General features: G+C 58.7%; 22 protein-coding genes, 1 tRNA gene and 1 pseudogene. 11 read left to right on the top strand and 13 right to left on the bottom strand.

Annotation, left to right across the window (positions count from 1 at the left end; genetic code table 11):
- Window positions 1-48 precede the first annotated feature (48 nt).
- Window positions 49-124, top strand: a tRNA-Lys gene (locus GV827_RS04605).
- Between the two features lie 120 nt (window positions 125-244).
- Entirely contained in the window at window positions 245-1231 is a 987-nt protein-coding gene (locus tag GV827_RS04600) for a quinone oxidoreductase family protein (protein ID WP_164352522.1), read from the top strand.
- A 27-nt stretch (window positions 1232-1258) separates the two neighbouring features.
- Here GV827_RS04600 and GV827_RS04595 read toward each other — a convergent pair whose 3' ends face one another.
- Window positions 1259-2107 carry a fumarylacetoacetate hydrolase family protein gene (locus GV827_RS04595; protein ID WP_164352521.1) on the bottom strand — a complete coding sequence of 283 codons (849 nt, stop codon included), beginning with the start codon at window positions 2105-2107 and terminating at the stop codon, window positions 1259-1261.
- A 41-nt stretch (window positions 2108-2148) separates the two neighbouring features.
- Window positions 2149-2737: pseudogene (locus GV827_RS04590) on the bottom strand (TRAP transporter large permease subunit).
- A gap of 123 nt (window positions 2738-2860) precedes the next feature.
- Between GV827_RS04590 and GV827_RS04585 the strand changes: the two are divergent.
- A complete protein-coding gene (locus GV827_RS04585; RefSeq protein WP_164352520.1) occupies window positions 2861-3148 on the top strand; it encodes a hypothetical protein in 288 nt (95 codons plus the stop codon).
- Between the two features lie 100 nt (window positions 3149-3248).
- Here GV827_RS04585 and GV827_RS04580 read toward each other — a convergent pair whose 3' ends face one another.
- Window positions 3249-3803, bottom strand: a complete 555-nt coding sequence (locus GV827_RS04580; protein ID WP_164352700.1) for a hemerythrin domain-containing protein — start codon at window positions 3801-3803, stop codon at window positions 3249-3251.
- 175 nt (window positions 3804-3978) lie between these two features.
- On the opposite strand from GV827_RS04580, the gene GV827_RS04575 reads away from it, so the two are divergent.
- The 8 genes from GV827_RS04575 to GV827_RS04540 all read left to right on the top strand — a co-directional run bounded on the left by GV827_RS04575 (window position 3979) and on the right by GV827_RS04540 (window position 12276).
- The gene (locus GV827_RS04575; RefSeq protein WP_164352519.1) at window positions 3979-4980 is read left to right on the top strand and encodes an aldo/keto reductase; all 1002 of its coding nucleotides are present in this window, start codon (window positions 3979-3981) and stop codon (window positions 4978-4980) included.
- A 712-nt stretch (window positions 4981-5692) separates the two neighbouring features.
- Complete coding sequence (locus GV827_RS04570) at window positions 5693-6787, top strand: TRAP transporter substrate-binding protein (RefSeq protein WP_164352518.1); 1095 nt, start codon at window positions 5693-5695, stop codon at window positions 6785-6787.
- A gap of 106 nt (window positions 6788-6893) precedes the next feature.
- Window positions 6894-7484 (top strand): TRAP transporter small permease subunit, encoded by a 591-nt coding sequence (locus GV827_RS04565; RefSeq protein ID WP_164352517.1) that lies wholly within the window; start codon window positions 6894-6896, stop codon window positions 7482-7484.
- Window positions 7485-7514: 30 nt separating this feature from the next.
- Window positions 7515-8882, top strand: coding sequence for a TRAP transporter large permease (locus tag GV827_RS04560; RefSeq protein WP_164352516.1), 1368 nt, complete (start codon window positions 7515-7517; stop codon window positions 8880-8882).
- A 17-nt stretch (window positions 8883-8899) separates the two neighbouring features.
- Window positions 8900-10219, top strand: a complete 1320-nt coding sequence (locus GV827_RS04555) for an amidase (RefSeq protein ID WP_235930233.1) — start codon at window positions 8900-8902, stop codon at window positions 10217-10219.
- Between the two features lie 15 nt (window positions 10220-10234).
- Window positions 10235-10429: a hypothetical protein gene (locus tag GV827_RS04550; protein ID WP_164352514.1), complete on the top strand. Its 195-nt coding sequence runs from the start codon at window positions 10235-10237 to the stop codon at window positions 10427-10429.
- The gene (locus GV827_RS04545; protein ID WP_164352513.1) at window positions 10426-11385 is read left to right on the top strand and encodes a 2-hydroxyacid dehydrogenase; all 960 of its coding nucleotides are present in this window, start codon (window positions 10426-10428) and stop codon (window positions 11383-11385) included. The genes GV827_RS04550 and GV827_RS04545 overlap by 4 nt, the downstream gene beginning before the upstream one ends.
- Before the next feature lie 21 nt (window positions 11386-11406).
- The gene (locus tag GV827_RS04540; protein WP_164352512.1) at window positions 11407-12276 is read left to right on the top strand and encodes an NAD(P)-dependent oxidoreductase; all 870 of its coding nucleotides are present in this window, start codon (window positions 11407-11409) and stop codon (window positions 12274-12276) included.
- Window positions 12277-12305: 29 nt separating this feature from the next.
- Here the strand turns inward: GV827_RS04540 and GV827_RS04535 are convergent, their stop codons facing one another.
- The 10 genes from GV827_RS04535 to sauS all read right to left on the bottom strand — a co-directional run bounded on the left by GV827_RS04535 (window position 12306) and on the right by sauS (window position 24949).
- Entirely contained in the window at window positions 12306-13199 is an 894-nt protein-coding gene (locus GV827_RS04535) for a DMT family transporter (RefSeq protein WP_164352511.1), read from the bottom strand.
- 115 nt (window positions 13200-13314) lie between these two features.
- Entirely contained in the window at window positions 13315-15084 is a 1770-nt protein-coding gene (locus GV827_RS04530; RefSeq protein WP_164352510.1) for a carboxyl transferase domain-containing protein, read from the bottom strand.
- 143 nt (window positions 15085-15227) lie between these two features.
- Window positions 15228-15935, bottom strand: coding sequence for an urea ABC transporter ATP-binding subunit UrtE (gene urtE, locus GV827_RS04525; protein WP_164352509.1), 708 nt, complete (start codon window positions 15933-15935; stop codon window positions 15228-15230).
- A complete protein-coding gene (urtD, locus tag GV827_RS04520; RefSeq protein WP_164352508.1) occupies window positions 15925-16665 on the bottom strand; it encodes an urea ABC transporter ATP-binding protein UrtD in 741 nt (246 codons plus the stop codon). Before urtD ends, urtE begins: the two co-directional genes overlap by 11 nt.
- Window positions 16662-17918, bottom strand: coding sequence for an urea ABC transporter permease subunit UrtC (gene urtC, locus GV827_RS04515; protein WP_164352507.1), 1257 nt, complete (start codon window positions 17916-17918; stop codon window positions 16662-16664). The genes urtD and urtC overlap by 4 nt, the downstream gene beginning before the upstream one ends.
- Before the next feature lies 1 nt (window position 17919).
- The gene (urtB, locus tag GV827_RS04510) at window positions 17920-19878 is read right to left on the bottom strand and encodes an urea ABC transporter permease subunit UrtB (RefSeq protein WP_164352506.1); all 1959 of its coding nucleotides are present in this window, start codon (window positions 19876-19878) and stop codon (window positions 17920-17922) included.
- A 70-nt stretch (window positions 19879-19948) separates the two neighbouring features.
- Window positions 19949-21211 carry an urea ABC transporter substrate-binding protein gene (urtA, locus tag GV827_RS04505; RefSeq protein WP_164352505.1) on the bottom strand — a complete coding sequence of 421 codons (1263 nt, stop codon included), beginning with the start codon at window positions 21209-21211 and terminating at the stop codon, window positions 19949-19951.
- Between the two features lie 308 nt (window positions 21212-21519).
- Window positions 21520-21903: a hypothetical protein gene (locus GV827_RS04500; RefSeq protein WP_164352504.1), complete on the bottom strand. Its 384-nt coding sequence runs from the start codon at window positions 21901-21903 to the stop codon at window positions 21520-21522.
- 155 nt (window positions 21904-22058) lie between these two features.
- Window positions 22059-23549 carry an AMP-binding protein gene (locus tag GV827_RS04495; RefSeq protein ID WP_164352503.1) on the bottom strand — a complete coding sequence of 497 codons (1491 nt, stop codon included), beginning with the start codon at window positions 23547-23549 and terminating at the stop codon, window positions 22059-22061.
- Entirely contained in the window at window positions 23546-24949 is a 1404-nt protein-coding gene (gene sauS, locus GV827_RS04490; protein WP_164352502.1) for an acylating sulfoacetaldehyde dehydrogenase, read from the bottom strand. Before sauS ends, GV827_RS04495 begins: the two co-directional genes overlap by 4 nt.
- Window positions 24950-24955: the final 6 nt, after the last annotated feature.

The raw sequence follows: 24955 nt of genomic DNA, 5'->3' as shown, positions 1-24955 counted from the left end.
TTTATGGGCTTGACCCCTTGGGCGCACCTTTCTAAGTACAGCCAGCGTGGGCCGTTAGCTCAGTTGGTAGAGCAACTGACTTTTAATCAGTGGGTCGCAGGTTCGAATCCTGCACGGCTCACCACTGAAACCTCCTCTCCGGTTAGTCCTGAACCATTCATCGTTCGTCAGAGCACGCGCTTGACGTTTTGCGAGCACCTGCCACAAAGGATTGAGGGAAATCCACTGATCAGGAGCATCTGCCATGACAAGTCAAACATCACGCGCCGTTGTGATTTCGAAACCCGGTGGGCCCGAGGTTCTTGAACTCAGGCAGCAGGAAGTTGGCGAACCGGGCGCAGGAGAAGTCCGTGTGCGGCATGCGGTTTGCGGGCTGAACTATATCGATGTTTATCAAAGAACCGGGCTGTATCCGCTTGAGATGCCTCATGCTCTTGGCATGGAGGCTTCCGGCACGGTCGAGGCGGTGGGTGATGGCGTCACACATCTGGCAGTGGGTGACCGCGTTGCCTACGCCGCGATGCCACCCGGTGCATATTGCGATGTTCGTGTGATGCCGGCCGCGCAGGTCTGTCCGCTGCCCGATGCGCTGTCTTTCGAGGAAGGGGCGGCGATCATGCTGCAGGGCATGACCGTAGAATACTTGTTTCATCGAACCTATCCGATTGCGAAGGGGGAAAAGGTTCTGTTCCACGCAGCGGCAGGGGGTGTGGGCCTCTTGGCGTGCCAGTGGGCCAAATCCGAAGGGATCGAATTGATCGGTACTGCGAGTACCGATGAAAAATGCGAACTGGCACGCGCCCATGGGGCCGCGCATGTGATCAATTACCGGACGGAAAACTTTGTGGAGCGCGTTTCAGAGATCACCAACGGCAAGGGTGTAGACGTGGTCATGGACGGCGTGGGTAAGGACACGTTTGATGCCTCGCTCGATTGTCTCAAACCGCTGGGCATCATGATGTCTTTTGGTAACGCCTCTGGCCCGGTACCGCCTGTCAGTCTACTGACGCTGGCGGCAAAGGGATCGCTCAAGGTCGCGCGGACAACGCTCTTTACCTACACGGCTGACCCGGAGCGTTGCCAAGACATGGCGCGCCATGTCCTGGGCAAGGTCGTCTCCGGTGACGTCAAAGTCAAAATCGGTCAGCGGTTTCCGCTGGAGCAGGTCGCAGACGCCCACCGTGCGCTGGAAGCGCGCGAGACGATCGGATCGACGGTTCTGACGCTCTGACGAGGGACCGGCCCGGTGCTTGTGGGGTCAGGCACTGGGTTCGTCGATCACACCATTGACCAGCGTTCCGACGCCGCTGATCTCAACCTCAACCGACATGCCGGGTTCAAGGAACAGCTGCGGCTTGCGATACCGTCCAACGCCACCGGGCGTTCCGGTGACAATGATATCTCCCGGCTTCAGCGTCAGGACCGTCGATGCATAGGCGATGATCTCCGGGATGCCGATGGCGAGGTCCGAGATTGGCGCGTGCTGTTCGACGTTTCCATTTACCCGCGTGGTGAGGGTCTGTGCGGTGATGTCGCCGACTTCGTCTGAGGTCACAATCCACGGCCCCATCGCACCCGAACGCTCAAAGCTTTTGCCCGGCCAGAATTGCGTCGTGTGATTCTGGTAGTCGCGCACCGACCCTTCGTTGAAACACGAATATCCCAGAATATGATCCCATGCATCGTCTTCTGAGATGTGACGACCGGCCTTCCCGATCACGAGGGCCAATTCGCCCTCATAGTCAAATTCACGGCTTGCCAAGGGGCGCTCAATCGGCGTGCCATGTCCGACAACGGATGCCGGATACCGCGTGAAAATTGACGGGTATTCTGGTTTCGCGCGCCCGGACTCCAGAATATGCGGCAGGTAGTTCAGGCCGATGCACAGAATTTTTTCGGGGTTCGGTACTGGCGGCAGCAGAGTCACGTCAGACATCTTGATTGTATCGCCTTTGCCGTCCAAATCAGCCGTCGCACCCGCATCCAAGACGCTGCGGAGATCGGGATAGGTACCGCCCAGAACCGCCCCTGCATCGCGGATCAGGTCGCCTTCGACCGTGCCGTAGGATTGGCTCTTATCCGCACGTTGAAATGTCACTAGTCGCATCTGTGGGTCTCCGCATTTCTTTGTTTTATGTGGATCGGTACCTAGCCCAGACTGGAAAGGAAACGCTCAAGCTCTGCCATGGCAAAAGCGAGGATATCCGCGTCGTCCTTCTCTGTATCAAATACGAAGCTGCGCCGCGTGAGCGCCAGAAGCAGGATTGTCAGTGAGAACACAAGGGACAGCAACAACCCCGGCCCGACGCACGCAAGGAACATCCGGCCAACCGATTGTTCGGCCAGCACAGCATAGACAATCATCAAAAGCGATGGAGGGATCAGCGGCCACAACGCCTGTCGCAAAGCGCCGTGTGTAGCCATGTCGGCGCATCTCAGGCACAGCGATACGGCTGAATACCGTTGCCGAGGCGATTGAGATGCCGGTGATCGAGGCGAAGACGGCATTCGCAAAGACCATCGAAACCCCAAGTCCGACCATCACACGCCTGAGAAGTCTCTGAAAGACGTCAAATGTGTCGCGACCAACGCCTGACACCGTGACCTGTAGCCCCATCAAGATATACAGCGGCACAACGGCGAAAAGGTATTCCTCAAGACTGTCGTTCGCGACTTGGGTCATCATCCGTGTGGCCACAGTGTCATTGCGGATAAAGGACACGCCAACAAAAGACATGGCCAGCATGCAGATGCCGATGGGCAGTCCGATCAGGATCGGCAGAACGAGGGCCACAATCGCAATAGAGCCGAATTCAACCGGGCTCATGGGCGACCTCGGGCAGCTTGACGCAGGGCAGAGATGACACGCGCCGCAAATTCAATCGCGGCGACAGCAAAGCCCGCGAGGATCAAGGCGCGGAACGGCCAGGTGGGCAAAGTTGCGATACGGTTCACACCGATGAATTCAGCAGAGTTTAGATCCGTGATTACACAGCGGATACGCCGCGCCTTGCCACATGTCGATGCGGACAAGGTGGTCGTGGCGCCAGACTGCGGTTTGAAGTACCTGCGCCGCGACGTCGCCTTCGGCAAGATGCAATCCATGGCCGCAGGTGCAGCGATTGTGCGTGCAGAGCACGAGGCATGAGGGCGGAGCAGTGGTGACAGTGGGACTAAGTCACTTCAGCCCTTGCACCTGAAGTGACATCCGCAACCTCGAAAACAGGGGCTTGAGCCTTGGCACTGCCTCAGCTCAACCCTGCCGCGCCGTATTTCAGGATGACGGGCACGATGATTTCCTCTTCATCGATCAGATGCCGGTCCAGCATGGCGTTGAGGTCCGCAAGATTTTCATGGAACGCACCGATTGCGCTGTCCTTGTGACCATCCGCGCGCAGGGCTGCATTCGCCGTTTCCACGAAATTGTTCAGATGTCCGTCCAATGCATGGTGATCGTGGTCAAGCAGTTCAAACGCCTGCGAGATCCGGGCGTCCTTTTGACTTAGAACCGGGAAATAATGGGCGTCCTCGATGCTGTGATGACCATGCAATTCCTGCACGAAAGCAGATCCAAGCCGCCCTGTCTGCTGCCGGAATTGGCCCAGGTCCATCCGTTTGTCGAGGGTTTCCTGCGTTTGAAGTGTCAGACGCTCTAGGATGCGACGGAACATCATGTGGCGGTCCAGCCAGAAACGGATCAGCCCGTCAAAGCCGGGGTGCGCCTCCCACCCTGCCCTCGGATATTCTTTCAGCAGAACGGTTAGGGCGTCGGGCAAGCCTGTGCGCAAATCAAGATTAAGCATTTCGCCAGAGGTTTCTTGCGGCATTTGTTCCCTACGCTTTCACAAGCTGGACGGTGCCTGCCCAAAACCCGCGTGGACAAACCGTGCTTAGATTGAGATGTTCGCCTAGTCATATAGGTCGGCCCATGCTGCGGGCCAGACCAGACGTAATGAAAGAACACGCAGGATTTAAAGTATGCAAACCCGACGCCTTGGTCAGAACGGCCCGCTTGTGCATCCCATCGGTATCGGTGCGATGTCCTTCTCCAATTTTTACGGCCCCACGAACGAGGCAAACAGCCATGCGATACTGGATGCAGCGATGGATGCCGGTGTGACGCACATCGACACGGCGAACGTCTACGGCATGGGCACATCAGAAACGGTGATCGGTACCTATCTCAAAGCGAACCCAGCGGCCAAAGACGCATTCAAAATTGCCACGAAGGGGTCGATCAAACGCAATCCAGATGGGCCCGGCAATATCTTTGATAACTCCAAGGAACATCTGCAGGCAGAGCTGGAAGGAAGTCTAAGGCGTTTGGGCGTTGAGGCGGTCGATCTTTACTATGTTCATCGCCGTGACCCCTCACTGCCAATCGAAGAGGTCACCGAAACCCTTGCCGGTCTGGTCAAGGCGGGCAAGACCAAGACGATCGGGTTCTCCGAGATCGCACCAACATCGCTGAGGTGCGCGCATGCGATCCATCCCGTCGCCGCGGTGCAATCTGAATACTCCCTTTCTACCCGGTCGCCAGAAATGGGGCTGGTGCAAACCTGCGAAGAACTGGGCACAGCACTGGTGGCCTTTTCCCCGGTCGGCCGCTCCTTGCTGACGGACAGCCCGTTAAGCCATGCGGCAGTGCAGGATTTGCCGTTTCTGGTGAACAACCCCCGCTTTATGGAACCGAACTACAGCGCCAACATCGCAGCCGTTGCGCCGTTTCAGGCCTTGGCTGCGGACATGGGCATGTCAACGGCGGGGCTGGCGATCGCGTGGGTCATGGCGCAGGGCGAACATGTGATCCCGATCCCCGGCACACGGTCTGTCGCACACTTCGCGCAGCTGCTTGAAGCGGCGGATCGAACGCTCACTGCTGACGAACTGCAGGCAATCGAAGACGTTCTTCCAATCGGTTGGGCACATGGTGACCGTTACTCAGCCGTACAGTGGAACGGGCCGGAGAAGTATTGCTAAAACCCTGATGGCCTGAGTCACGTGGCCGCTTTGGTGTACCTGCCTGATCTAGACATCCGCAGGTGCATCGCCCCCGATTGCGATGCGATCAGCGGCAGTCGCGCAAGCTCGCGGCTCAGTGCTTTGGCGCGGGCAGACTCCTCATCTATGATTGCATCGCCGTAAGTCTTCCGGGCAGGAGTTCGGCAAGGTACCCCGGATTTCGCAACCCGGATCCCATCCGGTTTCCTCTTCTCAAAAGTGATTCGGACGAGGTTATCGAATCTTGCGAAATCCCTGCTTCGAAGTGTCTATATTCGGCCTTGAGGCGCTCTTTGGTAAAATTTTTTTACCGGGTGGCGACAGGTTGGGCCTGAAGGTTTCGGTGAGCATTGCAAACAATCCGTTGCCCAAAGCTGTTACCGCTACCATTATATTAAACAAAGACATGCCTATCACAATCTTGTGAGAGAATAGAGGCAGCGTCAGACGCGTGACCACACGCAAAACGTGTATCTCTTTCTGTCGCGCCACTCAGCGCAGGCCCTTACGTCAAAGAAGTCCTTGTCTCTAGCCCTGTAGAACCTAATTGTGGCGCGTGTTGGGTGACGGCAAGTCGCTGCTGGCTGGATCGATATTCGTGATGCGCGGCACAAAAGTTCACACCTTAGCACCAAACTTAAAAGTGGATCGATCACAAGCATCGGCCGCATAGAAGTCCTTGGGAGGAAACATGAAAGACTCTATTAACCGCAGAAAATTTCTGCGCGGCTCGGCTGTTGCCGGTGCCGCAGCACTGGCCACACCCGCGCTCGCGGACAGCCACGGTGTTACGCTCAAGATGCAAGCGGCCTGGGGCGGCGGTATCTTTTTGGAGAACGCCCAGTCCTTCGCGGCACGCGTCAATGAAATGTCCGGCGGCTCGCTGACCATCGAAGTTCTGTCGGTGGACGCGGTTGTCAAAACAAGCCAGATGCAAGATGCGGTTCACCGCGGTGTTCTGGACGCGGCTCACTACGTGCCTGCCTACTGGTATGGTAAATCCAAGGCCGCTTCGCTTTTCGGCACCGGTCCTTGCTTTGGCTGGTCAAGCCAGGAAGTGCTGGGTTGGGTTTACGCCGGCGGCGGCATGGAACTGTTCAATGAACTGATGGACAGCCTGCGTCTGAACGTTGTGTCCTTCTTCAACTCGCCCATGCCTGCACAGCCACTGGGCTGGTTCAAAGAGCAGATCACAGACGCATCCCAGATGAAGGGCCTGAAGTACCGGACAGTGGGTCTGGCTGCTGACGTCATGCTGGAAATGGGCATGTCAGTTGTTCAGCTGCCGGGCGGTGAAATCCAGCCAGCAATGAAATCCGGTCTGATCGACGCGGCTGAATTCAACAACCCAACATCCGACCGTGACTTTGGTATGCAGGATGTGGCCAAGAACTACATGCTGGCATCCTACCACCAGTCGCAGGAGTTCTTTGAAGTCACGATCAACAAAGACAAGTTCAACAGCCTGTCACCTGAGCATCAGGCGATCATCAAGAACGCGTCCATGGCGGAAAACTCTGGCTTCTACTGGGGCAACACAAAGCGTTATTCCGATGACCTGATCAAACTGCAGGAAGCGGACGGCGTTGCGGTTCACCGGACCCCGGATTCCGTGATGGAGGCACAGCTGGTTGCATGGGATGCCGTGGCAAACCGAATCGCAGAGGACGATCCATTCTTTGCCAAGGTGATGGAATCGCAGAAGGCCTACGCCAAGGATGTGATGAACTACCTCAACCTGAACCAGCCTGACTACAAGCTGGCCTACAACCACTACTTCGGTTGATCTCAGAGTACTAAAAAAGATGTCCGGGCCTTTCGGGGCCCGGACATTTGACGCATCAGGGAGTGGCAAAACCTCCCGGTGATATTTCATGGGGGGCCAGTGTCATATGAAATTCGTTCACGCCATTGAAGGGTTAAGCCTGTGGGTCGGGCGCGCCTTCGGCTGGTGCATTCTGATCCTGACACTGTCGGTGTCATACGAGGTCTTTGTCCGTTACGTACTGAATTCACCAACCGTCTGGGCCTTCGACATGATGATCCAGATGTACGGTGCATTGTTCCTGATGTGCGGCGCATACGCCCTTGCCCAGGATACGCACGTGCGCGCGGACGTCGTCTATCGCCTGCTACCGGTCAAGGTGCAGGCAAGCTTGGACTTCCTGCTCTACTTCCTGTTCTTTTTCCCCGGCATTATTGCCCTAGTCTGGTACGGGTGGGAAATCGCCTCAGACAGCTGGCGCTACAAGGAAGTCAGCTTTAATAGCCCGGCCAGCATCCAGATCTATTTCTTCAAAACACTCATCCCTCTCTCTGGCGCACTGCTGGTGATTCAAGGGATCGCGGAGCTTGTCCGTTGTGTGTTCGCCTTCCGAACCGGCGTTTGGCCAGAACGGCTTGCCGATGTGAAAGAAACCGAAGACCTGTTGACCGAGGCAGACCTTGACGCGATCCGCGCCGTCACCCCTGCCAAGAAATAAGCCGCTCAGCGCTTCACGAAAGATAAAAAGATGACAAATCCTGAAGTCGCCCTCGTCATGCTTGGGTTGTTTATTGTCCTGGTTCTGCTGGGCTTTCCAATTGCCTTTACCCTGCTCGCCATGGGTGTCGCCTTTGGCTACTACGCCTACCACCAAGGACACCCGATTGAGCAGTTCAGCGATATCTTCAACAACAATATTTTCTACCTGCTGAACCAGAATACCTATTCGGTGATGGAGAACCCAACGCTGGTCGCCATCCCGCTATTCCTGTTCATGGGGTACGTGGTTGAACGCGCCAATATCGTGGACAAGCTGTTCTTCTCTCTCTACATGGCGGCGCGCAACCTGCCGGGCAGCCTTGCCATCGCAGCACTGCTGACCTGCGCTGTTTTCTCAACCGCCTCCGGTATCGTGGGCGCGGTTGTGACCCTGATGGGTCTGCTCGCCTTTCCGGCCATGGCCAATGCCAACTATAACAAGAGTTTCGCGTCGGGCGTGATCTGCGCAGGCGGCACCTTGGGTATCCTGATCCCCCCGTCAATCATGCTGATCGTTTATGCGGCAATTGCTGATCTGTCGCCCCTACGCCTTTACGCGGCGGCGGTGTTCCCCGGCTTGCTTCTGGCGGGTCTCTACATCGTCTACGTGATCCTGCGCGTTTGGTCGAACCCGTCGCTGGCACCAAAGCCGATGATGGAAGATGTTCCTCCGCCCAAGGAGATCTATCTTGACCTCTTGGTCAGCTTTGTACCGCTGACGGTGCTGATTGCTCTTGTTCTGGGTTCCATCCTCGGTGGTCTTGCGACACCTGCCGAAGCGGCCGCAATGGGTGCGCTGGGCGGCATGGTTCTGGCCGTGCTCTACCGATCAATGACATGGACCAAGCTGAAGGAAAGCGTGTTCCTGACCGCCAAGGCCACCGCGATGGTCTGCTGGCTCTTCGTGGGTTCATGGACCTTTGCCTCTGTCTTCTCCTACCTCGGTGGTCACGATATCATCGCGGACTGGGTTGGCGGCATGGACCTTGAGCCGTGGGAGTTCCTGGTCCTCGCACAGATCATCATCTTCCTGCTGGGCTGGCCGCTGGAGTGGTCTGAAATCCTGATCATCTTTGTGCCGATCTTCTTGCCCCTGCTCGATGTGTTCGGCGTGAACCCATACTTCTTTGCGATGCTCGTCGCCCTGAACCTGCAGACGTCCTTCCTGACGCCGCCAATGGCGATGTCGGCCTATTATCTAAAGGGTGTTCTAAAAAATCAGATCGAACTGATGCAGATTTTCCGGGGCATCATGCCCTACCTCGGCATCGTGATCCTGACGATGGCGTTGATGTACCAGTTCCCAGGCATCGCGCTGTGGTTCCCTGACTACCTGTTCGGGCCCTACATCCCGTGATCAAGGACGCCTACACTTTGACAGCGACCGAGGCCCTGACAGCCATGGCCTCGGGACGGTTGACGTCGGTCGAACTGACGAAATCCTGTCTGGCACGTATCGAAGAGACTGACGGAGCGATCGAGGCGTGGGCGTTTCTGGACCCCGAAGCGGCGCTTGCGCAAGCCGCTGAATGTGACCGTATCCGCAAGGCGGGCATGCCCATCGGATCATTGCACGGCATCCCCGTTGGTCTGAAAGACATCATCGACACCGCCAAAATGCCAACGCAACGGGGCACACCGATCTTTGCCGGTCGCCAGACAGAGCATGTTGCGCGGCTGGTGGAACACCTGCGTGAAGCGGGTGCTGTGATCATGGGCAAGACAGTCACGACTGAACTGGCCTTTGTCCACGCGAATGAAACCCGCAATCCGCATAACCCTGAGCACAGCCCCGGTGGGTCATCCAGCGGGTCCGCCGCTGCGGTTGCTGCCCACCATGTGCCGCTGGCTATTGGCACGCAGACCAACGGGTCAGTCATTCGTCCGGCCTCATTCTGCGGCACTTTCGGGTTCAAGCCGACCCGTGGCGTGATCTCTCGCAAGGGGCTGTTGCAGACATCTGTGTCTCTGGATCAGGTCGGGTGCTTTGGGCGCACCTTGGCAGATGTGGCCCTGCTGACCGATGCCATCAGCGGCTATGACCAGCGCGACCCGGTCAGCTTTGCGCGCCCCCGGCCTGACATGTCTGCCGGAGCGATGGCCGATGCACCGGTCACCCCCGATCTGGCATTGTTCGACCTGCCGTTTAACGATCGTCTTTCGGATGATGCGCGTGAAGGTCTGGACGCGGTGATAGACATTCTGGGCGATCAGGTGACGCGCCTGCCTGCCGCCGACACGCTGTCCAACCTGGTGGCTGTGCAAGCCCGCATCCATGAATACGAGATTTGCCAGCATCAGGCAGAAGTGTTCGACACCCATTGGGATCAGATCAGCGATACGCTGAAACCGGTCATCGAACGAGGCCGCCAGATCAGTTTGGAAGAATACGAAGACGCCTTGGCGGTCAAAGCCTCGGCTGAAGCCTTCTTCGCCGATTTCTTTGTCGAATTCGATGCGATCATCGCCCCTTCCGCCGCGGGGGAGGCACCGGTCTTTGGCAATGGGACGGGCGATCCAATTTTCTGTACACTGTGGACACTGGCCGGATTGCCCTGCGTGTCACTGCCCTTGCTCGTGGGCGAGAACGATCTGCCGATTGGTGTCCAACTGATCGGCCCCGTGGAAAAGGACGACCGCCTGCTGCGCACAGCGCGCTGGCTTCAAACCCGGCTCGCTCAGGCGTCAGAATAAAGGAAAGGACAAGAAATGTCTTACGGAGTGAAACTGATCGTCGGTCTGATAGGGACCTTGATCCTGTGCGTTTTTATTGGCGGCCTGTCGCAAAGTATCTCAAGCGGGTTTGCCGGGTTCTGGGGCGGTTTTCCCTTCATGATCATCGCGATCATCGTTTGCGGCATGGCGGTCTATGATTTCTGGGACGAATGCGTCCGCAAGAAATGACCAAGCCGCGCCTCTGGATTACCCGTCGCCTGTCGGACGCCACGCTTGAACGCGCGGCCCGCGATTATGACGTTGTGATCAATCACGAAGACACCCCCGGCACCGCAGAAGAGCTGATTGCAGCAAGCGCCGAATTTGACGCGATCATACCGTGTCATTCTGAACACTTCAGCGCGGATGTCGTCGCGCAATTCTCTGACCGTCTGAAGATTGTCGCAAATCATTCCGTCGGCGTGGATCACTGCGATCTGCCTGCGCTCAAGGCGCGTGGCATCGCTGTGACAAACACGCCTGATGTTCTGTCCGACGCAACCGCCGAACTGGCCATGCTGCTGATGCTGGGGACGGCACGCCACGCCGTCGCGGGCGACCGGATCGTGCGAACGGGCGCATGGGACAGCTGGTCACCGGCGTTCATGGTCGGCAAACAGGTGACGGGCGCACGGCTTGGCATCATCGGGATGGGCCGGGTGGGTCGTGCCTTTGCTGCAAAGGCGCGCGGCTTCGATATGGAAATTCACTACTATAACCGCTCAGCATTGCCTGCAGATCAGGCGCAGGGGGCGATCTATCATGACAGTGTCGAAAGCCTGCTGGGCGTGGCGGACTTCCTCTCGCTGCATTGCCCGGCCACGCCGGACACGATCAACCTGATGAACGCTGACCGCTTTGCCCTGCTGCCCGAAGGGGCGGTCGTGGTGAACACCGCACGCGGTGCGCTGGTGGATGAGGCCGCCTTGCTGGATGCGATGGCCACGGGCCGCGTGGCCGCTGCCGGGTTGGATTGTTTTCAGGTTGAGCCGGGGGGCAATCCCGCCTTCGCCGCGCATGAGAATATCTTCATGCTGCCTCACATCGGCAGCGCCACGCGCAAGACGCGCGATGCGATGGGCTTTCGCGCACTCGATAATCTTGACGCATTTTTTGCCGGGCAGACGCCGGGCGATTTGCTGTAAATTTCCGAAAGGACGATCACGATGACAAAAGTTGCATTTCTGGGTCTGGGTGTCATGGGCTACCCGATGGCGGGGCATCTGCAGGCCGCTGGGCACGAGGTCACCGTCTACAACCGTACCGCCGCCAAGGCGGAAGCCTGGGCAAAAGAGCACGGCGGCCAAAGTGCGGCGACCCCGGCCGATGCCGCAAAGGGCGCGGAACTGGTCATGGCCTGCGTGGGCAACGACGACGATCTGCGCGCCGTCTGTCTGGGGGATACCGGTGCCTTCGCCGGCATGTCCAAAGGGGCGCTTTTCGTGGATCATACTACGGTTTCGGCCAAGGTGACGCGGGAGCTTTTTGAGGCCTCCAAGGCCAAGGGTCTCAGCTTTGTCGATGCACCGGTATCTGGTGGTCAGGCAGGGGCCGAGAACGGGCAACTGTCGATCATGTGTGGCGGCGATCAGACCGATTATGACCGCGCAGAGCCCGTGATGAACGTCTACGCTAAGCTGGTGCGCCGGATCGGGGCAAGCGGGGCGGGCCAACTGACCAAGATGGCAAACCAGATCGCGATTGCGGGACTGGTGCAGGGACTGTCAGAGGCGCTGCATTTCGCGACCAAGGCGGGCCTTGACGGCCGGGACGTGGTTGAGGTGATCAGTCAGGGTGCGGCAGGCAGCTGGCAGATGGCCAACCGGTATGAGACGATGCTGGACGATCATTTCGAACATGGCTTTGCCGTGGACTGGATGCGCAAGGACCTCGGTATCTGTCTGGAAACGGCGAATGAGAACGGTGCCAGCCTGCCAGTGACGGCGCTGGTGGACCAGTTCTATAAGGACGTGCAGAAGATGGGCGGCGGACGGTGGGATACGTCGTCTCTGTTCAAGCGCCTGGAAACCTACTGATCATCGCGCTTACCTGCTACGAGGGCAAATCAAGCTGGTAACACGCGCCGTTTGCGCACAGCGATCAGCAACCCGATGGTCAGGGCGATCAGCGCCAGAATGCTGATCAGGCTCAGGTTTTCGCCAAGGATCAGCGCCCCGAGAATGCCGCCCATGCCCGGCACGGCGGCAAGAATGGTTGACGTGTTGGCGTTGCCGATCTTGCGGGAGGCATGGGCGATGAAAAGAAGCCCCATCAGGTTCGGCACAAAGCCTTGGTAGATCGCTTGCAGCATAAGCGGGCCAAGCGGCGCGTCGGCAAGTCCCGAAGGCAGCCATAGCGCCCAGATCGGCAGGTAGAGCGCGGCGTTCACGACCGTCCCGCAAAAGATGATCTGCATGGCGCCAAGTTGCCAGCGTTCGGACAGGATGATGTAGAACGAAAAGAAGACCGCGCCGACCAAAAAGAGCAGGTCACCGATCCACGCCGCTTCGCTGCCGAAGGTGTTGCCGTCCCACGCCAGTATCACCGCCGAAATCAGGATGAGCACCGAGCCAAAGACTTGCCTCGACGTGGGTTCCGCACGAAACAGCGACACGCCGATCACGATGCTGACCAGTGGCAACACACCGTTCATGAAAATGCCGCCATGGGCCGCAGGCGCGAACAGGAAGCCCGCGAAAACGCAGAGGATGTAGATTGGTCCAAGTATGAACGACAGGATCGCGATTTGTGACAATCGCAGTCCCCGCCACGGCTTGTAGTAAAGCGAAAGCGGAATGCCGACCAAGGCGGCCAAACCATAGCGCAAGGCGGCAAGGTCAAAGATTGTTAGCCCGCTGCCGCTGGCGATGCGGCTGACGATCAGCCAGAACGCCCAGACAAAGACAATCGTCCACGCCGCCGCGAAGCCCGTGATCTGAGAGGTGGGGGTATCGGCCATTTGCGCTTCACTTCATAAAGGCAAACAGAAGAGGAATGCCGAGGTTTACAGGGCTCAGTAGTAGGTCCAGATTTGACGGCTGACAAGAATGGGTCGGCGCCAAGGCGTGGCACAGTTACCAGGCGTCGACGTAGCGCAAAGAAGGCACCGCTGGTCCGGCAGTCGATAGTGCCCGGTCGATTTCTTCGCGGGTGTTGGCCGGGTCGATGACCGCGTCAAATTCCAGCATGCTCGCCGCGTTCAGCGCCTTGCCACGGTCATAAAGTTCACCGACGAGGCGGTTGTACTCGCGTTCCCGTTCGGCGGGGTCCGCGATGGCGGCAAGCCGGTCGCGGTAGCCCAGCTTTACTGCCCCTTCCAACCCCATCGCCCCGACCTCTCCGGTAGGCCATGCACAGCAATAGTGCGGCCTGTTGAACCCGCCGCCAGCCATCGCCATCGCGCCCAGACCGTAGGCCTTGCGCAGGATGACGGTCACCAGCGGCTGGCCAAAATGCGCTCCGGCCAGAAACAGCCTTGAGACATGGGCTACTTGTCCGGTTTCCTCGATCTTTGGACCCACCATAAAGCCCGGCGTGTCGCACAGGGTCACCACCGGCACCCCCCAGGCATCGCAAAGTTGGAGGAAGCGCGCGCTCTTGTCTCCCGCTTCCGCATCGATCGCGCCGCCCAGATGCAGGGGATTATTGGCAAGAATGCCAACGGTGCGGCCCTTGATCCGGGCAAAACCGGCGATCATGCCAACGCCAAAATCGCGGCGCATCTCAAGAAAACTCGCCGGGTCCGTCACAGCCTCAACCGCTTCACGCATGTCATAGGCGCGTGTACGGTCGACCGGCACGATGGACCGCAGCGCATCGGTTTCCGGCTCTATCTTTTCGCAAGGCGCGTTAAGCGCCAGCAATGTCTTTGCCGATGCAACGGCGCTGGCCTCGTCATCGGTCAGCAGGTCAATGACACCGTTCCTTGCCTGTACCTCGGACGGGCCGATGTCCTTTGCGCCGAAAACTCCCAGACCACCGCCTTCGATCATTGCGGGGCCACCCATGCCAATCCAGCTTTGCCGCGTGGCGATCCGCACGTCGCAGACCCCGAACAGGGCCGCGTTTCCGGCAAAACAGTAACCCGCGACAATTCCGATCTTCGGTCCCTTGTGGGCCGCGAAATGTTGAAACGAAGTGACATTCAGCCAGGCAGCCATGACCAGCCCGACGTCGTAGTCGTTGGGTCGGCCACCGCCGCCTTCGGCAAACAGCACAATCGGCATGTTGTCGCGCCCCGCGACTTCGATCAGCCGGTCCATTTTACGGTGGTGATTGAAACCCTGCGTGCCGGCAAGGACCATGTAATCCACCGCCATCGCTGCAACCGGACGCCCGCCTACTGTGCCAACGCCACAGATGATGCCATCGCCCTGCGTTCGTTCTTGTAGCTCGGGCAGCGCGCGCTTGGACCGCTTCGCGGCAACTGCCAGCGCGCCGTATTCCGTGAACGATCCCGTGTCGAACAGGTCGTCGATATTCTCGCGGGCTGTGCGCATCCCCTGCGCGTGGCGCTTTTCCACCGCTTCGGGCCGCGCCTCGTCCGACAGCAAAGCCATGCGTGCCTCGAACTCGGTAAAATCGGCCCGAACGTCGTGGGCGTCTTGTAGCACCGCCACATCGACTTCAGCAGGTTCAAACGTCAGCAGGGGCTCGTCGCCGCGCAATTCATCGCCGGGCGCCACATGAATCGCCGTGATGATACCGCTTTCCTTGGCGCAGATATCGTGATGCATTTTCATCAGTTCAGTCACGATCAGGACAGTCCCGGCAGAAACCCTCGCGCCGACTTCGACATGAACCTGAGACACGATGGCCGCGTTTTCAGCTTTGATGATTGTCACGTGGTCCCCCATTTGCAGCGCGGCTCGCACATGCTGATCATGGGACGGTCAGGAAGGCAACTCAGCCAATCCAGAGAAGACATTTGGCGATGACCGGCGCGCAAAACGGTTGACCGGACACGATCCTAAACAGGGGTCACCCGCTACAAGGAGACCGCTTGTTGAAGCCTGTCGAAGGACACTTCGGATTTCGCACCGCGCAGGATACAGCTGCCCCGTTCAAGCACGACAAACTGATCCCCCAGGCCATAGGCGAAATCCAAAAACTGCTCCACCAAGACAATCGCCATATCGCCACGGTCGCGCAGTCGTTTGATGACCTCGCCGATGTGCTTGATGATGTTCGGCTGAATGCCTTCGGTGGGTTCGTCCAACAGCAACAACTTGGGCCGGGTGATCAGCGCGCGTGCGATGGCAAGCTGCTGTTGCTGACCGCCTGACAGGTCGCCCCCGCGCCGGGACAGGAATTCCTTAAGGATCGGAAACAGCTCAAAGATCTCATCCGGCAGATAGTGCTGATCCCGCGGCAGGCAGGCATATCCGGTTTCAAGGTTTTCCCTGACGGTCAGAAACGGGAATATCTCGCGGCCTTGCGGCACATAGGCCACGCCTTTTTGTGCCAGCGTGTGGGCCTGCGCACGGGTGATCGGCTGGGCATCCAAAAGGTAGTCCCCGCCGCTGATCGGATGCGTGCCCGAAATCGCTTTGAGCAGGCTTGTCTTGCCCACGCCATTGGTCCCCATCACGCAGGTCACCTCGCCTGTTTGCGCGGTGACGCTGATCCCATTGAGGATCTGACTGCTGCCATAGTGCAGCGTCAGATCGCGGATATCGAGAAGGTTATCGGCCAAGGTATACCTCGATCACTTTTTCATCCGATGTCACATGGTCAAGGCTGCCTTCGGCCAGCACCGACCCCTCGTGCAGCACTGTGACCTTGCAGCCCAGCCGGCGCACGAATTCCATGTCGTGCTCAACGACAACAACCGCCCGGGTCTTGGCCGCCTCGACCAGCAGTTCGGTCGTGTGTTCGCGCTCTGCCGGGGTCATGCCCGCCGCCGGTTCGTCCACCAGCAACAGACGCGGTTCCTGCGCCAGCAACATGCCGATCTCAAGCCATTGCTTCTGCCCGTGCGAAAGCTCCCCCGATTTGCGGTGCAGCGCTGTGGCCAGACCAATCTGCTCTGCCAGATCGACGACCTTCTCGCCGTCTGTCGTGGACGGACGGAAGCCCAGCACCGAAAGCGGACCCCGCTCCTTTTTCAGCGCCAGCATGAGGTTGTCTGCAACGCTCTGATCCTCGAAAACCGTGGGGCGCTGAAACTTGCGACCGATGCCTTCCTGCGCGATCCGGCTTTCGGACATGGAAAGAAGTGACACGGATTTCTCTCCCCACAGCACGCTCCCGCTATCGGGCCGCGTCTTGCCGGTGATGATGTCCATGAAGGTGGTCTTGCCCGCACCATTCGGGCCAATGACCGCGCGCATTTCGGCATCGTTAATCTGGAACGTCAGATTGTTGATCGCCTTGAACCCGTCAAAGGAGACAGACACACCTGAAACTTCAAGCAAGGTGCTCACTGATCTGCCTCCTTTTCCCGCAACGCGCCCGGATCGGGACCAAGGCTGGCGCCATTGCGGTCCGGGTGGCGGCGCTCTGAAATCAGGTCGAACAACCCGCCTATGCCGCGTGGCGCGAACAGGGTGACCGCGACAAAGGAAAGCCCCAGCAGGATCGTCCACCAGTCAACCCACTGCACCGTGTAAAAGCCAAGGTTGATATCGGGGGCCTGTCCGCCGGTGAACCACGTCGACAGCAACGACACGAATGCCGCGCCGATCACAGCACCATAAAGCCTGCCGCGCCCGCCGATGGCGACCCAGACCGCAAGGTAGATCGACGCGATGGGCGCGATCTCAGCGGGGTTGATGATACCGGCCTGCGGATAATAGAGCGCCCCGGCAATCCCCGCGATCACAGCCGTAAAGGTAAAGATGAACAGCTTGTAGGCTTCGACCGAGTATCCCAGGAACCGCACCCGCGCCTCGTCATCCCGGATGGCACGGATGACGGAGCCGAATTTGCCTGACACCATCCACGCGCAAATGACATAGCCCAGCCCCAGTGCCAGCGCCGACGCCCAGAAGAATAGGATCGAGATCGTGGATTGCGGCACGTCAGACAAGCCCGGCAGGTTCTGAAGCCCCGACAGTCCGTTGTTGCCGCGCAGCCCGCTGTCATTCTGAAAAAGATAAAGTGACAGTGCCAGCGTCATCGCCTGCGTCAGGATCGACAGGTAAACGCCTGTCACGCGGCTGCGGAACGCCAGCCAGCCAAAGACCAGCGCGATCAGGCCCGGCACCAGCACCACGGCGGCCAGTTGCAAAGGCAGGGAATGCGCAAAGGCCCAGATCGGCGGGAACTCGGACGCACCCACCACGCCAAAGATCTGGCCTGCGATCCCGTCGGAAATTTCCTGCGGTGTCGGGGGTAAGGGGGCGGCTGCGAGGCTCTCGCGCACGATGATCTCGGTGCGGGCGTACATCAGCCACATGCCGATGGCATAGCCGCCGATCCCGAAGAACGCCATGTGACCCAGGCTCAGGATGCCGCAATAGCCCCAGACGAGATCCATGGCGAGCGCAACAAGGCAAAGACAAAGCGTCTTGCCCAGCGTCTTGACGAAACTGGTCGAGATCACGCCTATGCCGAACCCTTCGGCAAGGATGGTGACGCCAAGAGTAAAGAGGGCCAGCACGCCGATGAAGATCACCACAGACGGGTAGCGCATGACAAATGACCTGCGCGAAGCGGAGAGAGCGATAGCAGCCATATTACGCCTCCGCCGCCCTGCCTTTGAGCGCGATAATCCCGCGCGGCCGGAACTGGATGAACAGGATGATGAACAGGATCATGTAGGTCTGCGCGGCCAGCGTGTTTGACGGGTTCAGCCATTCAATTCCCTTTTGCAGCGTGCCGACCAGCGTCGCGCCCAAGAGCGTACCCCAGATATTCCCGACCCCGCCCACGACCACGGTCATGAAACTTTGCACGATGTAATCGGCCCCCATCTCAGAGGTCACCTTTGCATAAAGACCAATCGCAACGCCCGCGATCCCGGCAATGCCAGAGCCGAAGCCGAAGGTCAGCATGTTGATGCGGTCAGGATTGATCCCCATCGACGAAGCCATGCGCGGGTTCTGCGTGACCGCGCGCACCTCAAGCCCCAGCCGTGTGCGGTTCATCACGAACAGGAACACCGCAAGAAAAATCATGGCCAGCACAAAGATCGCGATGCGGATATAGCTGATGGCGATAACGTCATTGAACACCAACGACCCGTCCAACCAGCCGGGGGCCGTCAGCGGCCGCGCCTGCGTGCCAAAGATATTCTTGGCCAGCTGCTGCAGCGCAATGGAGACGCCGAAGGTGGCAAGCAGCGTCTCAAGCGGGCGGTGGTAGAGCCATCGGATCACCAACCGCTCCATCGCCACGCCCGCACCAAAGGTGACGGCAAAAGCCAGCGGAATGGCCAGCAGGATGGACAACGTATAATCGGGGACGAAAAGCTGAACGACATAGCCGGTGTAGGCGCCCATCATGATGAATTCGCCATGGGCCATGTTGATCACGCCCATCACGCCAAAGGTGATGGCAAGGCCGATGGCAGCAAGAAAATAGATCGACGCCAACGACAGACCGTCCAGAGCCAGGTCAACCGTCTGGCTCAGCGCAAGCTTGGCCTCGATGTCATGCAGGGCGGCCTGCGCGGCAAGGGCAACCGGCACCGGCGCGCCGGTGAAGACCTCGAAGAACACGTACCGTTCCAGCGCGCCGGTCACATCCGCATCGGTGACCAGCGGTTGCGCGTTGCCTGACGCAGCAAGCGTGGCGTAGACGGCCGCGCGGGCATCGTCAGTATCAAGGGTTGCCACCTTGACGCCTGCGACTTCCTCGCCCTCGATATTGGCAATCAAGGTTTCGCGCAGTGTTTGCGGGTCCGTACGTGGGGGCGCAAGGTCACGCTCCACCAGCAGCGCATAGGCCTCATCGTGGGCCAGCTCTTTACCAACCCGAACCACCTTTGCATCGGCTGGCAGGTCCGTGGCGACCTCAAGCTTGGTCTGAACCAGCGGGTTCAGCGCCGCGCGCAGATCAACGCTCAGATCGCCAGAAAACCCCCTGATCGCAGCGATCCTCTCGGCGTCATCCTCTGCAAACCTGATGGTCAAAAGGCGCTCAATCCGTTCCTTGCGCGCCTTGAGCGTGAGATCCCTCTCTGGCCCGATAGAAGCACGCAGGGCGGCCAGATGAGAAACCTCTGCATCCCGCTCTATCGCATCAAGCGCAATTGCGCGTGTTGCGGGATCAGGGGCATTCAGTTGAAACTGGACAAGGGCGGCAGCGATCATGCCGCGAATGCCGGAATTGGGTTTGAGTTGCTTGTAGTCTTTCTTCGGCGCTGTCCCGATCTCGCCCCCTCCGGCGACATCGAATAGAGCCAGATCACCGCCATCGGCCTCCTGACCGAACACGAACAGCCCGCTGTCCTTGTGAAACCACATCTCTTTCGCCTGCCAGCGTTCCAGCACGGTCTGCGCATCGGGTGTCCCGCTTGCCGCCAACGCATCAATGGCCGGGCCGATTGACTTTCGTGAGGATTTCTTGATCTCCGCGCCATGGCTTTGCAGCAGTGTCTGAATAGGGGCGTCCGCTTCCTTCGCCACAGCGGTCGAGGTCAGCGCAGCACAAAGCAAAAGACAGGTGGCAATGCGCCGGATCACAACAAACATTCAGGAAATCCCTTGGTCTCAGGTCCGGGGCGCAGAACATGCAGCGCCCCGGTTGTTTTGAGATCTCAGATCAGTAGTTGGACTTGATCTGCACACAGGTGCTGGTTTGCGTGTTGTACATGCCGCAACCCAGATCCTTCCAATCCGAGGTCAAAACAGCGGATTCCGGCAGGAAATCAGTCCAGGCGTCACCCGGTACTTCTGTGGTCTGAGAGATGATGTCAAACTGACCGTCTTCCTGGATTTCACCGATCAGGACCGGCTTAGCCAAGTGGTGGTTGGGCAGCATCACCGCCGTACCGCCGGTCAGGTTTGGGAATTCCTGACCGTACATTGCCGTGCGCACGGCATCCACATCGGTTGTTCCTGCCGCCTCGGCCGCGTTCACCCACATGTTGAAGCCGATGTAATGCGCCTCCATCGGGTCATTGGTTACGCGGTCTTCGCCCATACGGTCCTTCCACGCGGCAATCCACTCAGAGTTCGCCTCGGTATCCGCAGACTGGAAATAGTTCCAGGCGGCCAGGTGCCCGACAAGGTTTGTCGTATCCAGACCGGAGAGCTCTTCTTCACCGACCGAGAAGGCGACAACCGGAATATCGTCAGCAGAGATACCCGCAGCGGCGAGTTCCTTGTAGAATCCCACATTGGCATCGCCGTTGATGGTCGAGATCACGCCGACCTTCTTGCCATCCGCACCCAGGGCCACGACATCGGCGACAATCTTGGACCAATCGGAGTGACCAAAGGGCGTGTAGTTTACAAAGATGTCTTCTTCGGGAATGCCTTTCTGCTTGAGATAGGATTCAAGGATGTTGTTTGTGGTGCGCGGATAGACATAGTCAGTGCCCAACAGCGCGAATTTCTCAACTTCCAGCTCTTCAAGGAAATAGTCCGTGGCCGGGATCGCCTGCTGGTTTGGCGAAGCCCCGGTGTAAAAGACGTTCTTTGAGCTTTCCTCGCCCTCGTACTGGACAGGGTAGAACAGCAGCCCGTTCAATTCTTCGATCACCGGGAGCACGGATTTGCGCGATACGGAGGTCCAGTTGCCAAAGATCACATCGACCTCGTGAATGGTCAGCAGCTCGCGCGCTTTTTCTGCGAAAAGGGGCCAATCGGACGCTGGATCAACGACCACGGCTTCAAGCTCACATCCCAGTACGCCGCCCGCGGCATTCTGCTGATCAATCAGCATTTCCATCGTGTCTTTGAGCGTCGTTTCCGAGATCGCCATGGTGCCGGACAGGGAATGAAGAACGCCAACCTTGATCGGGCAATCGGCCAAGGCAGGTGCTGCGCTGGCAATCAGAAGCGCTGCTGCGGAAGTTTTCATGAATTTTGGTGACATCGCGATATCCTTATTGCGATGCGCGAAAGCCTTGCGTGCGACGCGTGAACGTCTCATATGCTCTCTACGCATCTATTGCGGTGTGCGATGGTGATTTTGGTTCCTAGGCCTGCACCATCGCGCATTCAGGTCGGTCCACAAAAAAGACCTGATGATGGTGGTATTCAGAAACTTGCCGACACAGGAGTCGTTTGGGGCCTCCGGCGGATGTGACTGAAGCGATGCGCCCAAAAATCTCGCAGAACCGGGTTTTGAGTTTAATTTTTGGGCTCATCCGCAATGTACAGCCGGGCCTAACCGCCAAGCAGTAGCATTTTGCAGGCATTGATATGCGTTGATGCCATGCGCTGAGCAAGTCTTGCGCGTTTAGGGTCAGTTTGGAACGTGGCAAGCGTGAGCAGGCGCGCCTGCGCATACTTTGCTTCGATCCGGTGGTTCAGTAGTTCAGGTGATCCCGGATCGGGCGCAGTCGCCTCTGCCAGAGTAACGAAGGCCTGTTTCTGGTTTTCGTATTGCGTGGTCTCGGACCCCCCCAGAATCCACGCATGCTCAATCTCTGCCGAATACCGGCCTGCACATGCCGTGAATATCCAAGGTAAATCATCCTGCGGCCCTGCCCAAAGGGCGCTTGGCGAAAGTAGCATTGCTGCGATCAGCAGTCTTTTTATTCTGCTCATATCTTGAGCATTGTGGCTCAAAATGCGCCAGTCAAGGACGCATTCTGAAAACTCTGCGCACGCCTGACGGGTTTCTTCGGAGTGGAGTAATCATGTCACGCGTCATAACGGGCAGCTTCAGCGACGCACCTGCACGCTTGATTTCCGTAGCTGCGCTAGACCGCAATCAAATCTGCGATCTTAAGACGCTGAATTTTCCCGGATGGCCCTTTGGGCAATTCATCCATGAAATGCACAACATCCGGCGACTTAAACCGCCCTAACCGCTCTTGGCAAATCTCGATCAGATCAGAGGAGCACAGGTTAGACCCTTCGCGCACCCGCACAGCGGCTTCGATGGTTTCGCCATAACTGCCGCTTGGCCGCGCAAACGCAGCAGCCTCGACAACGTCCGGATGCGAATACAGCGCCTCGTCAACTTCGCGTGGGGCAATGTTCTCGCCACCCTTGATGATCAACTCTTTCAGGCGACCGGTCACAAAGACATATCCGTCTTCGTCCATCTTGGCCAAATCTCCGGTCCTGAGCCATCCGTCACGAAAGGTGTCTGAGGTGGCGTCAGCGTTCTTGAGATACTCCAGCAAGACGTTCGGCCCGCGAACGACAATTTCCCCTTCGGTCCCCGGAGGCACGCGCGCGCCGCTCTGGTCCTGGATCTCAACTTCGCACCCGAATGAATAGCCGGGCGACCCTATTTTGCGTCTACCGGGCGGCAGCGGGTTTGACAGAATTTGCGCCGCGGTTTCCGTCAATCCCATGGTTTCGATGATCGGGATGGAAAAACGGTTCTCAAACGCTGACTGCGTCTCAACAGCCAAGGCGGAAGACGCCGACCGACCAAATCGGATACGGTCCTTGCATGCCTGCGTGGGTTCGGCATCGCCGTGGAGCAGATGCGAGATGATTGTCGGCACGGCGGAAAACCATGTCACGTCGCTGGCCTCGGCCTGCTCCCAGAACCGCGAAGCAGAGAACCGCGAAACCATGGAAAGCGATCCGCCGGATATCAAACTGCCCATCATGGTCACACAAAGCCCGTTGATGTGATAGATCGGCAGAACGCAAAAACCCCGGTCGTCGGTGCGCAGATCATGCGCAATGGCTGTCGTCCATCCCCCGGCCAGCAGACTTGCGTGGGTATGCACCACACCTTTGGGCCGTCCGGTGGTGCCGGAGGTATACATCAGCAGGGCATGGTCGGTCGGCGCCAGCTCTGGCAGGTCGGCTGTGCCACCCGGTGTCAGCGAAACAGACTGAACGCCGCTGGCATTGGCTTCGTCGAACAGCGCGCGACTGGTCTCGTGAACAAAGGCAAAACGCGCCTCGGAATGCTCAAGCGCATAGGCAATCGCGTCCAGCCCAGCCGCCAGATTGATCATCGTCGCCCGGAACCCGCCATAAAGCGCACCGTAAAACGCGGTCACCGCCTCGGCACCATTTGGTGCGACGATGGCAAGGCTTTCGCCCTTGCCAACGCCCACAGCGGTCAGACCCATGGCAAAGGTGCGCGCTGCATCGCGCAGGTCGTCCCAATCCAAGGTCATACCGGTCTCCGGAAAGACGATGGCCGTACCGCCCACCTCGGCCCGGGCATCCAGCCAGTCGCGGACAGTGCCAGCGGGCGGAGAGCCACGATCGAGTTTCATGCACCGGCCTCTTGCCAGTAATCCGCGAAGATATCGTCAAGCGACGGCTCGCGCGGGGGGATTTCCCGGACGATTTTGGTGGTCTGCATGAAGTGTTTCCAATGCAGGTTCTCATCAATCGCGTTACCGCCCCAGGCGCCGCATCCCATGCTCAACGAAAACGGCATTCCGTTGGTAAAGGCCCCGCCGGTGGCGAAGGTATGCGCCTGATTGACGATCACACGGCTGGTCGGGATCGAGGTGGCAAGCTGCATGACACGGTCCTGATCACTGGAGTGCAGCCCGACCGAATGTCCGGCGCCCTGGTGCAACTGAATGTCACGGGTCGTCGCAACCGCCGCGTCGAAATCAGATGCGCGGTAAAGTGCCAGCACCCGGCTCAGCTTTTCGCCGCTCAACGGATGCGAGGGACCGATGCCGGAGGTCGGCACGGCGATGTATTCCGTGCCTTCCGGCACCTGCCCTTCAAGACCCAGAGCCTTGATCATATCGGGCGCGTCCTGTGCGATCACCTCCCGGTTCAGATGCCCATCGGGCCACAGCCGGGACACGATCGTTTGTTCATCGTCCACCAGCGCACCGCCAGCCTGCGCCATAGCGGCAACAAAAGCATCATAGACGGCATCGACGACGACCACCGCATTCTCTGACGAACAGGACGTTGCATTGTCGAATGTCTTTGACGCGCGGATTTTCTCTGCCGCATCGGCAAGGTCTGCGGTCTCATCCACGATCACGGTCACGTTGCCCGCACCAACCGCCACCGCAGGCGTGCCGCAGGTCTGTGCGCGGTGCACGTTGTTCTGACTGCCCGTAGCGATGACCTTGTCGCAGGTTTCCATCAGGCGCTGTGTCTTTTCCTTGGACCCCGGCGCAGGGATCATCTGGACCAGATCCGGCTCTTCGCCGATCTTTGCAAACTCGGCGTGGATAAATTCAAGCAGCCGCTCGCATGACGCAACGCCCTTGGGCGACGGGGCGACCACGATGGCATTGCCGCATTTCAGCGCGTTGATGATGTTGTTCGCCGGTGTCGCCGCCGGATTGGTCGATGGCACAATCGCCCCGATCACCCCGACCGGACGGGCAATTTCCGTAATCCCGGTATCAACGTCATCCTTGATGACGCCAAAGGTGGTAACGCCCTTGATATCACGCATCAGGCCCAGCGTCTTGCGATGGTTCTTGGTGATCTTGTCAGCCACATTTCCCAGACCGGTGGTCCGAACCGCCAGCTCGGCCAGTTCGCGGTTGCGTGCCGGTTCCATGATTGCCCAGGCAACGGCCTGTGCCGCACGGTCATAACGCGCCTGCCTGCCTTCAGCCTCGTAACGCCTCTGCGCGGCGCGTGCGCGGGCGATGATCGTATCCAGCTCGGCAATGGAATCTGAGGCGTTCATGTCATT

This window comes from Sulfitobacter sediminilitoris, from assembly GCF_010667575.1.
GTDB classification, from domain to species: Bacteria; Pseudomonadota; Alphaproteobacteria; order Rhodobacterales; family Rhodobacteraceae; genus Sulfitobacter; species Sulfitobacter sediminilitoris.
Note: the sequence above shows the minus strand (reverse complement) of the source record. Positions and strands in the feature narration are given on the sequence as shown.

Excerpts from the sequence above, each read along its gene's own strand:
- GV827_RS04585 (WP_164352520.1), top strand. The coding sequence starts at position 2,861 with ATGACACGCGCCGCAAATTCAATCGCGGCGACAGCAAAGCCCGCGAGG.
- GV827_RS04580 (WP_164352700.1), bottom strand. The coding sequence starts at position 3,803 with ATGCTTAATCTTGATTTGCGCACAGGCTTGCCCGACGCCCTAACCGTT.
- GV827_RS04595 (WP_164352521.1), bottom strand. The coding sequence starts at position 2,107 with ATGCGACTAGTGACATTTCAACGTGCGGATAAGAGCCAATCCTACGGC.
- GV827_RS04575 (WP_164352519.1), top strand. The coding sequence starts at position 3,979 with ATGCAAACCCGACGCCTTGGTCAGAACGGCCCGCTTGTGCATCCCATC.
- GV827_RS04535 (WP_164352511.1), bottom strand. The coding sequence starts at position 13,199 with ATGGCCGATACCCCCACCTCTCAGATCACGGGCTTCGCGGCGGCGTGG.
- urtA (WP_164352505.1), bottom strand. The coding sequence starts at position 21,211 with ATGAAAACTTCCGCAGCAGCGCTTCTGATTGCCAGCGCAGCACCTGCC.
- GV827_RS04560 (WP_164352516.1), top strand. The coding sequence starts at position 7,515 with ATGACAAATCCTGAAGTCGCCCTCGTCATGCTTGGGTTGTTTATTGTC.
- urtC (WP_164352507.1), bottom strand. The coding sequence starts at position 17,918 with ATGGCTGCTATCGCTCTCTCCGCTTCGCGCAGGTCATTTGTCATGCGC.
- GV827_RS04550 (WP_164352514.1), top strand. The coding sequence starts at position 10,235 with ATGTCTTACGGAGTGAAACTGATCGTCGGTCTGATAGGGACCTTGATC.
- GV827_RS04500 (WP_164352504.1), bottom strand. The coding sequence starts at position 21,903 with ATGAGCAGAATAAAAAGACTGCTGATCGCAGCAATGCTACTTTCGCCA.
- GV827_RS04600 (WP_164352522.1), top strand. The coding sequence starts at position 245 with ATGACAAGTCAAACATCACGCGCCGTTGTGATTTCGAAACCCGGTGGG.
- GV827_RS04565 (WP_164352517.1), top strand. The coding sequence starts at position 6,894 with ATGAAATTCGTTCACGCCATTGAAGGGTTAAGCCTGTGGGTCGGGCGC.
- sauS (WP_164352502.1), bottom strand. The coding sequence starts at position 24,949 with ATGAACGCCTCAGATTCCATTGCCGAGCTGGATACGATCATCGCCCGC.
- GV827_RS04570 (WP_164352518.1), top strand. The coding sequence starts at position 5,693 with ATGAAAGACTCTATTAACCGCAGAAAATTTCTGCGCGGCTCGGCTGTT.
- GV827_RS04495 (WP_164352503.1), bottom strand. The coding sequence starts at position 23,549 with ATGAAACTCGATCGTGGCTCTCCGCCCGCTGGCACTGTCCGCGACTGG.
- GV827_RS04545 (WP_164352513.1), top strand. The coding sequence starts at position 10,426 with ATGACCAAGCCGCGCCTCTGGATTACCCGTCGCCTGTCGGACGCCACG.
- urtB (WP_164352506.1), bottom strand. The coding sequence starts at position 19,878 with ATGTTTGTTGTGATCCGGCGCATTGCCACCTGTCTTTTGCTTTGTGCT.
- GV827_RS04540 (WP_164352512.1), top strand. The coding sequence starts at position 11,407 with ATGACAAAAGTTGCATTTCTGGGTCTGGGTGTCATGGGCTACCCGATG.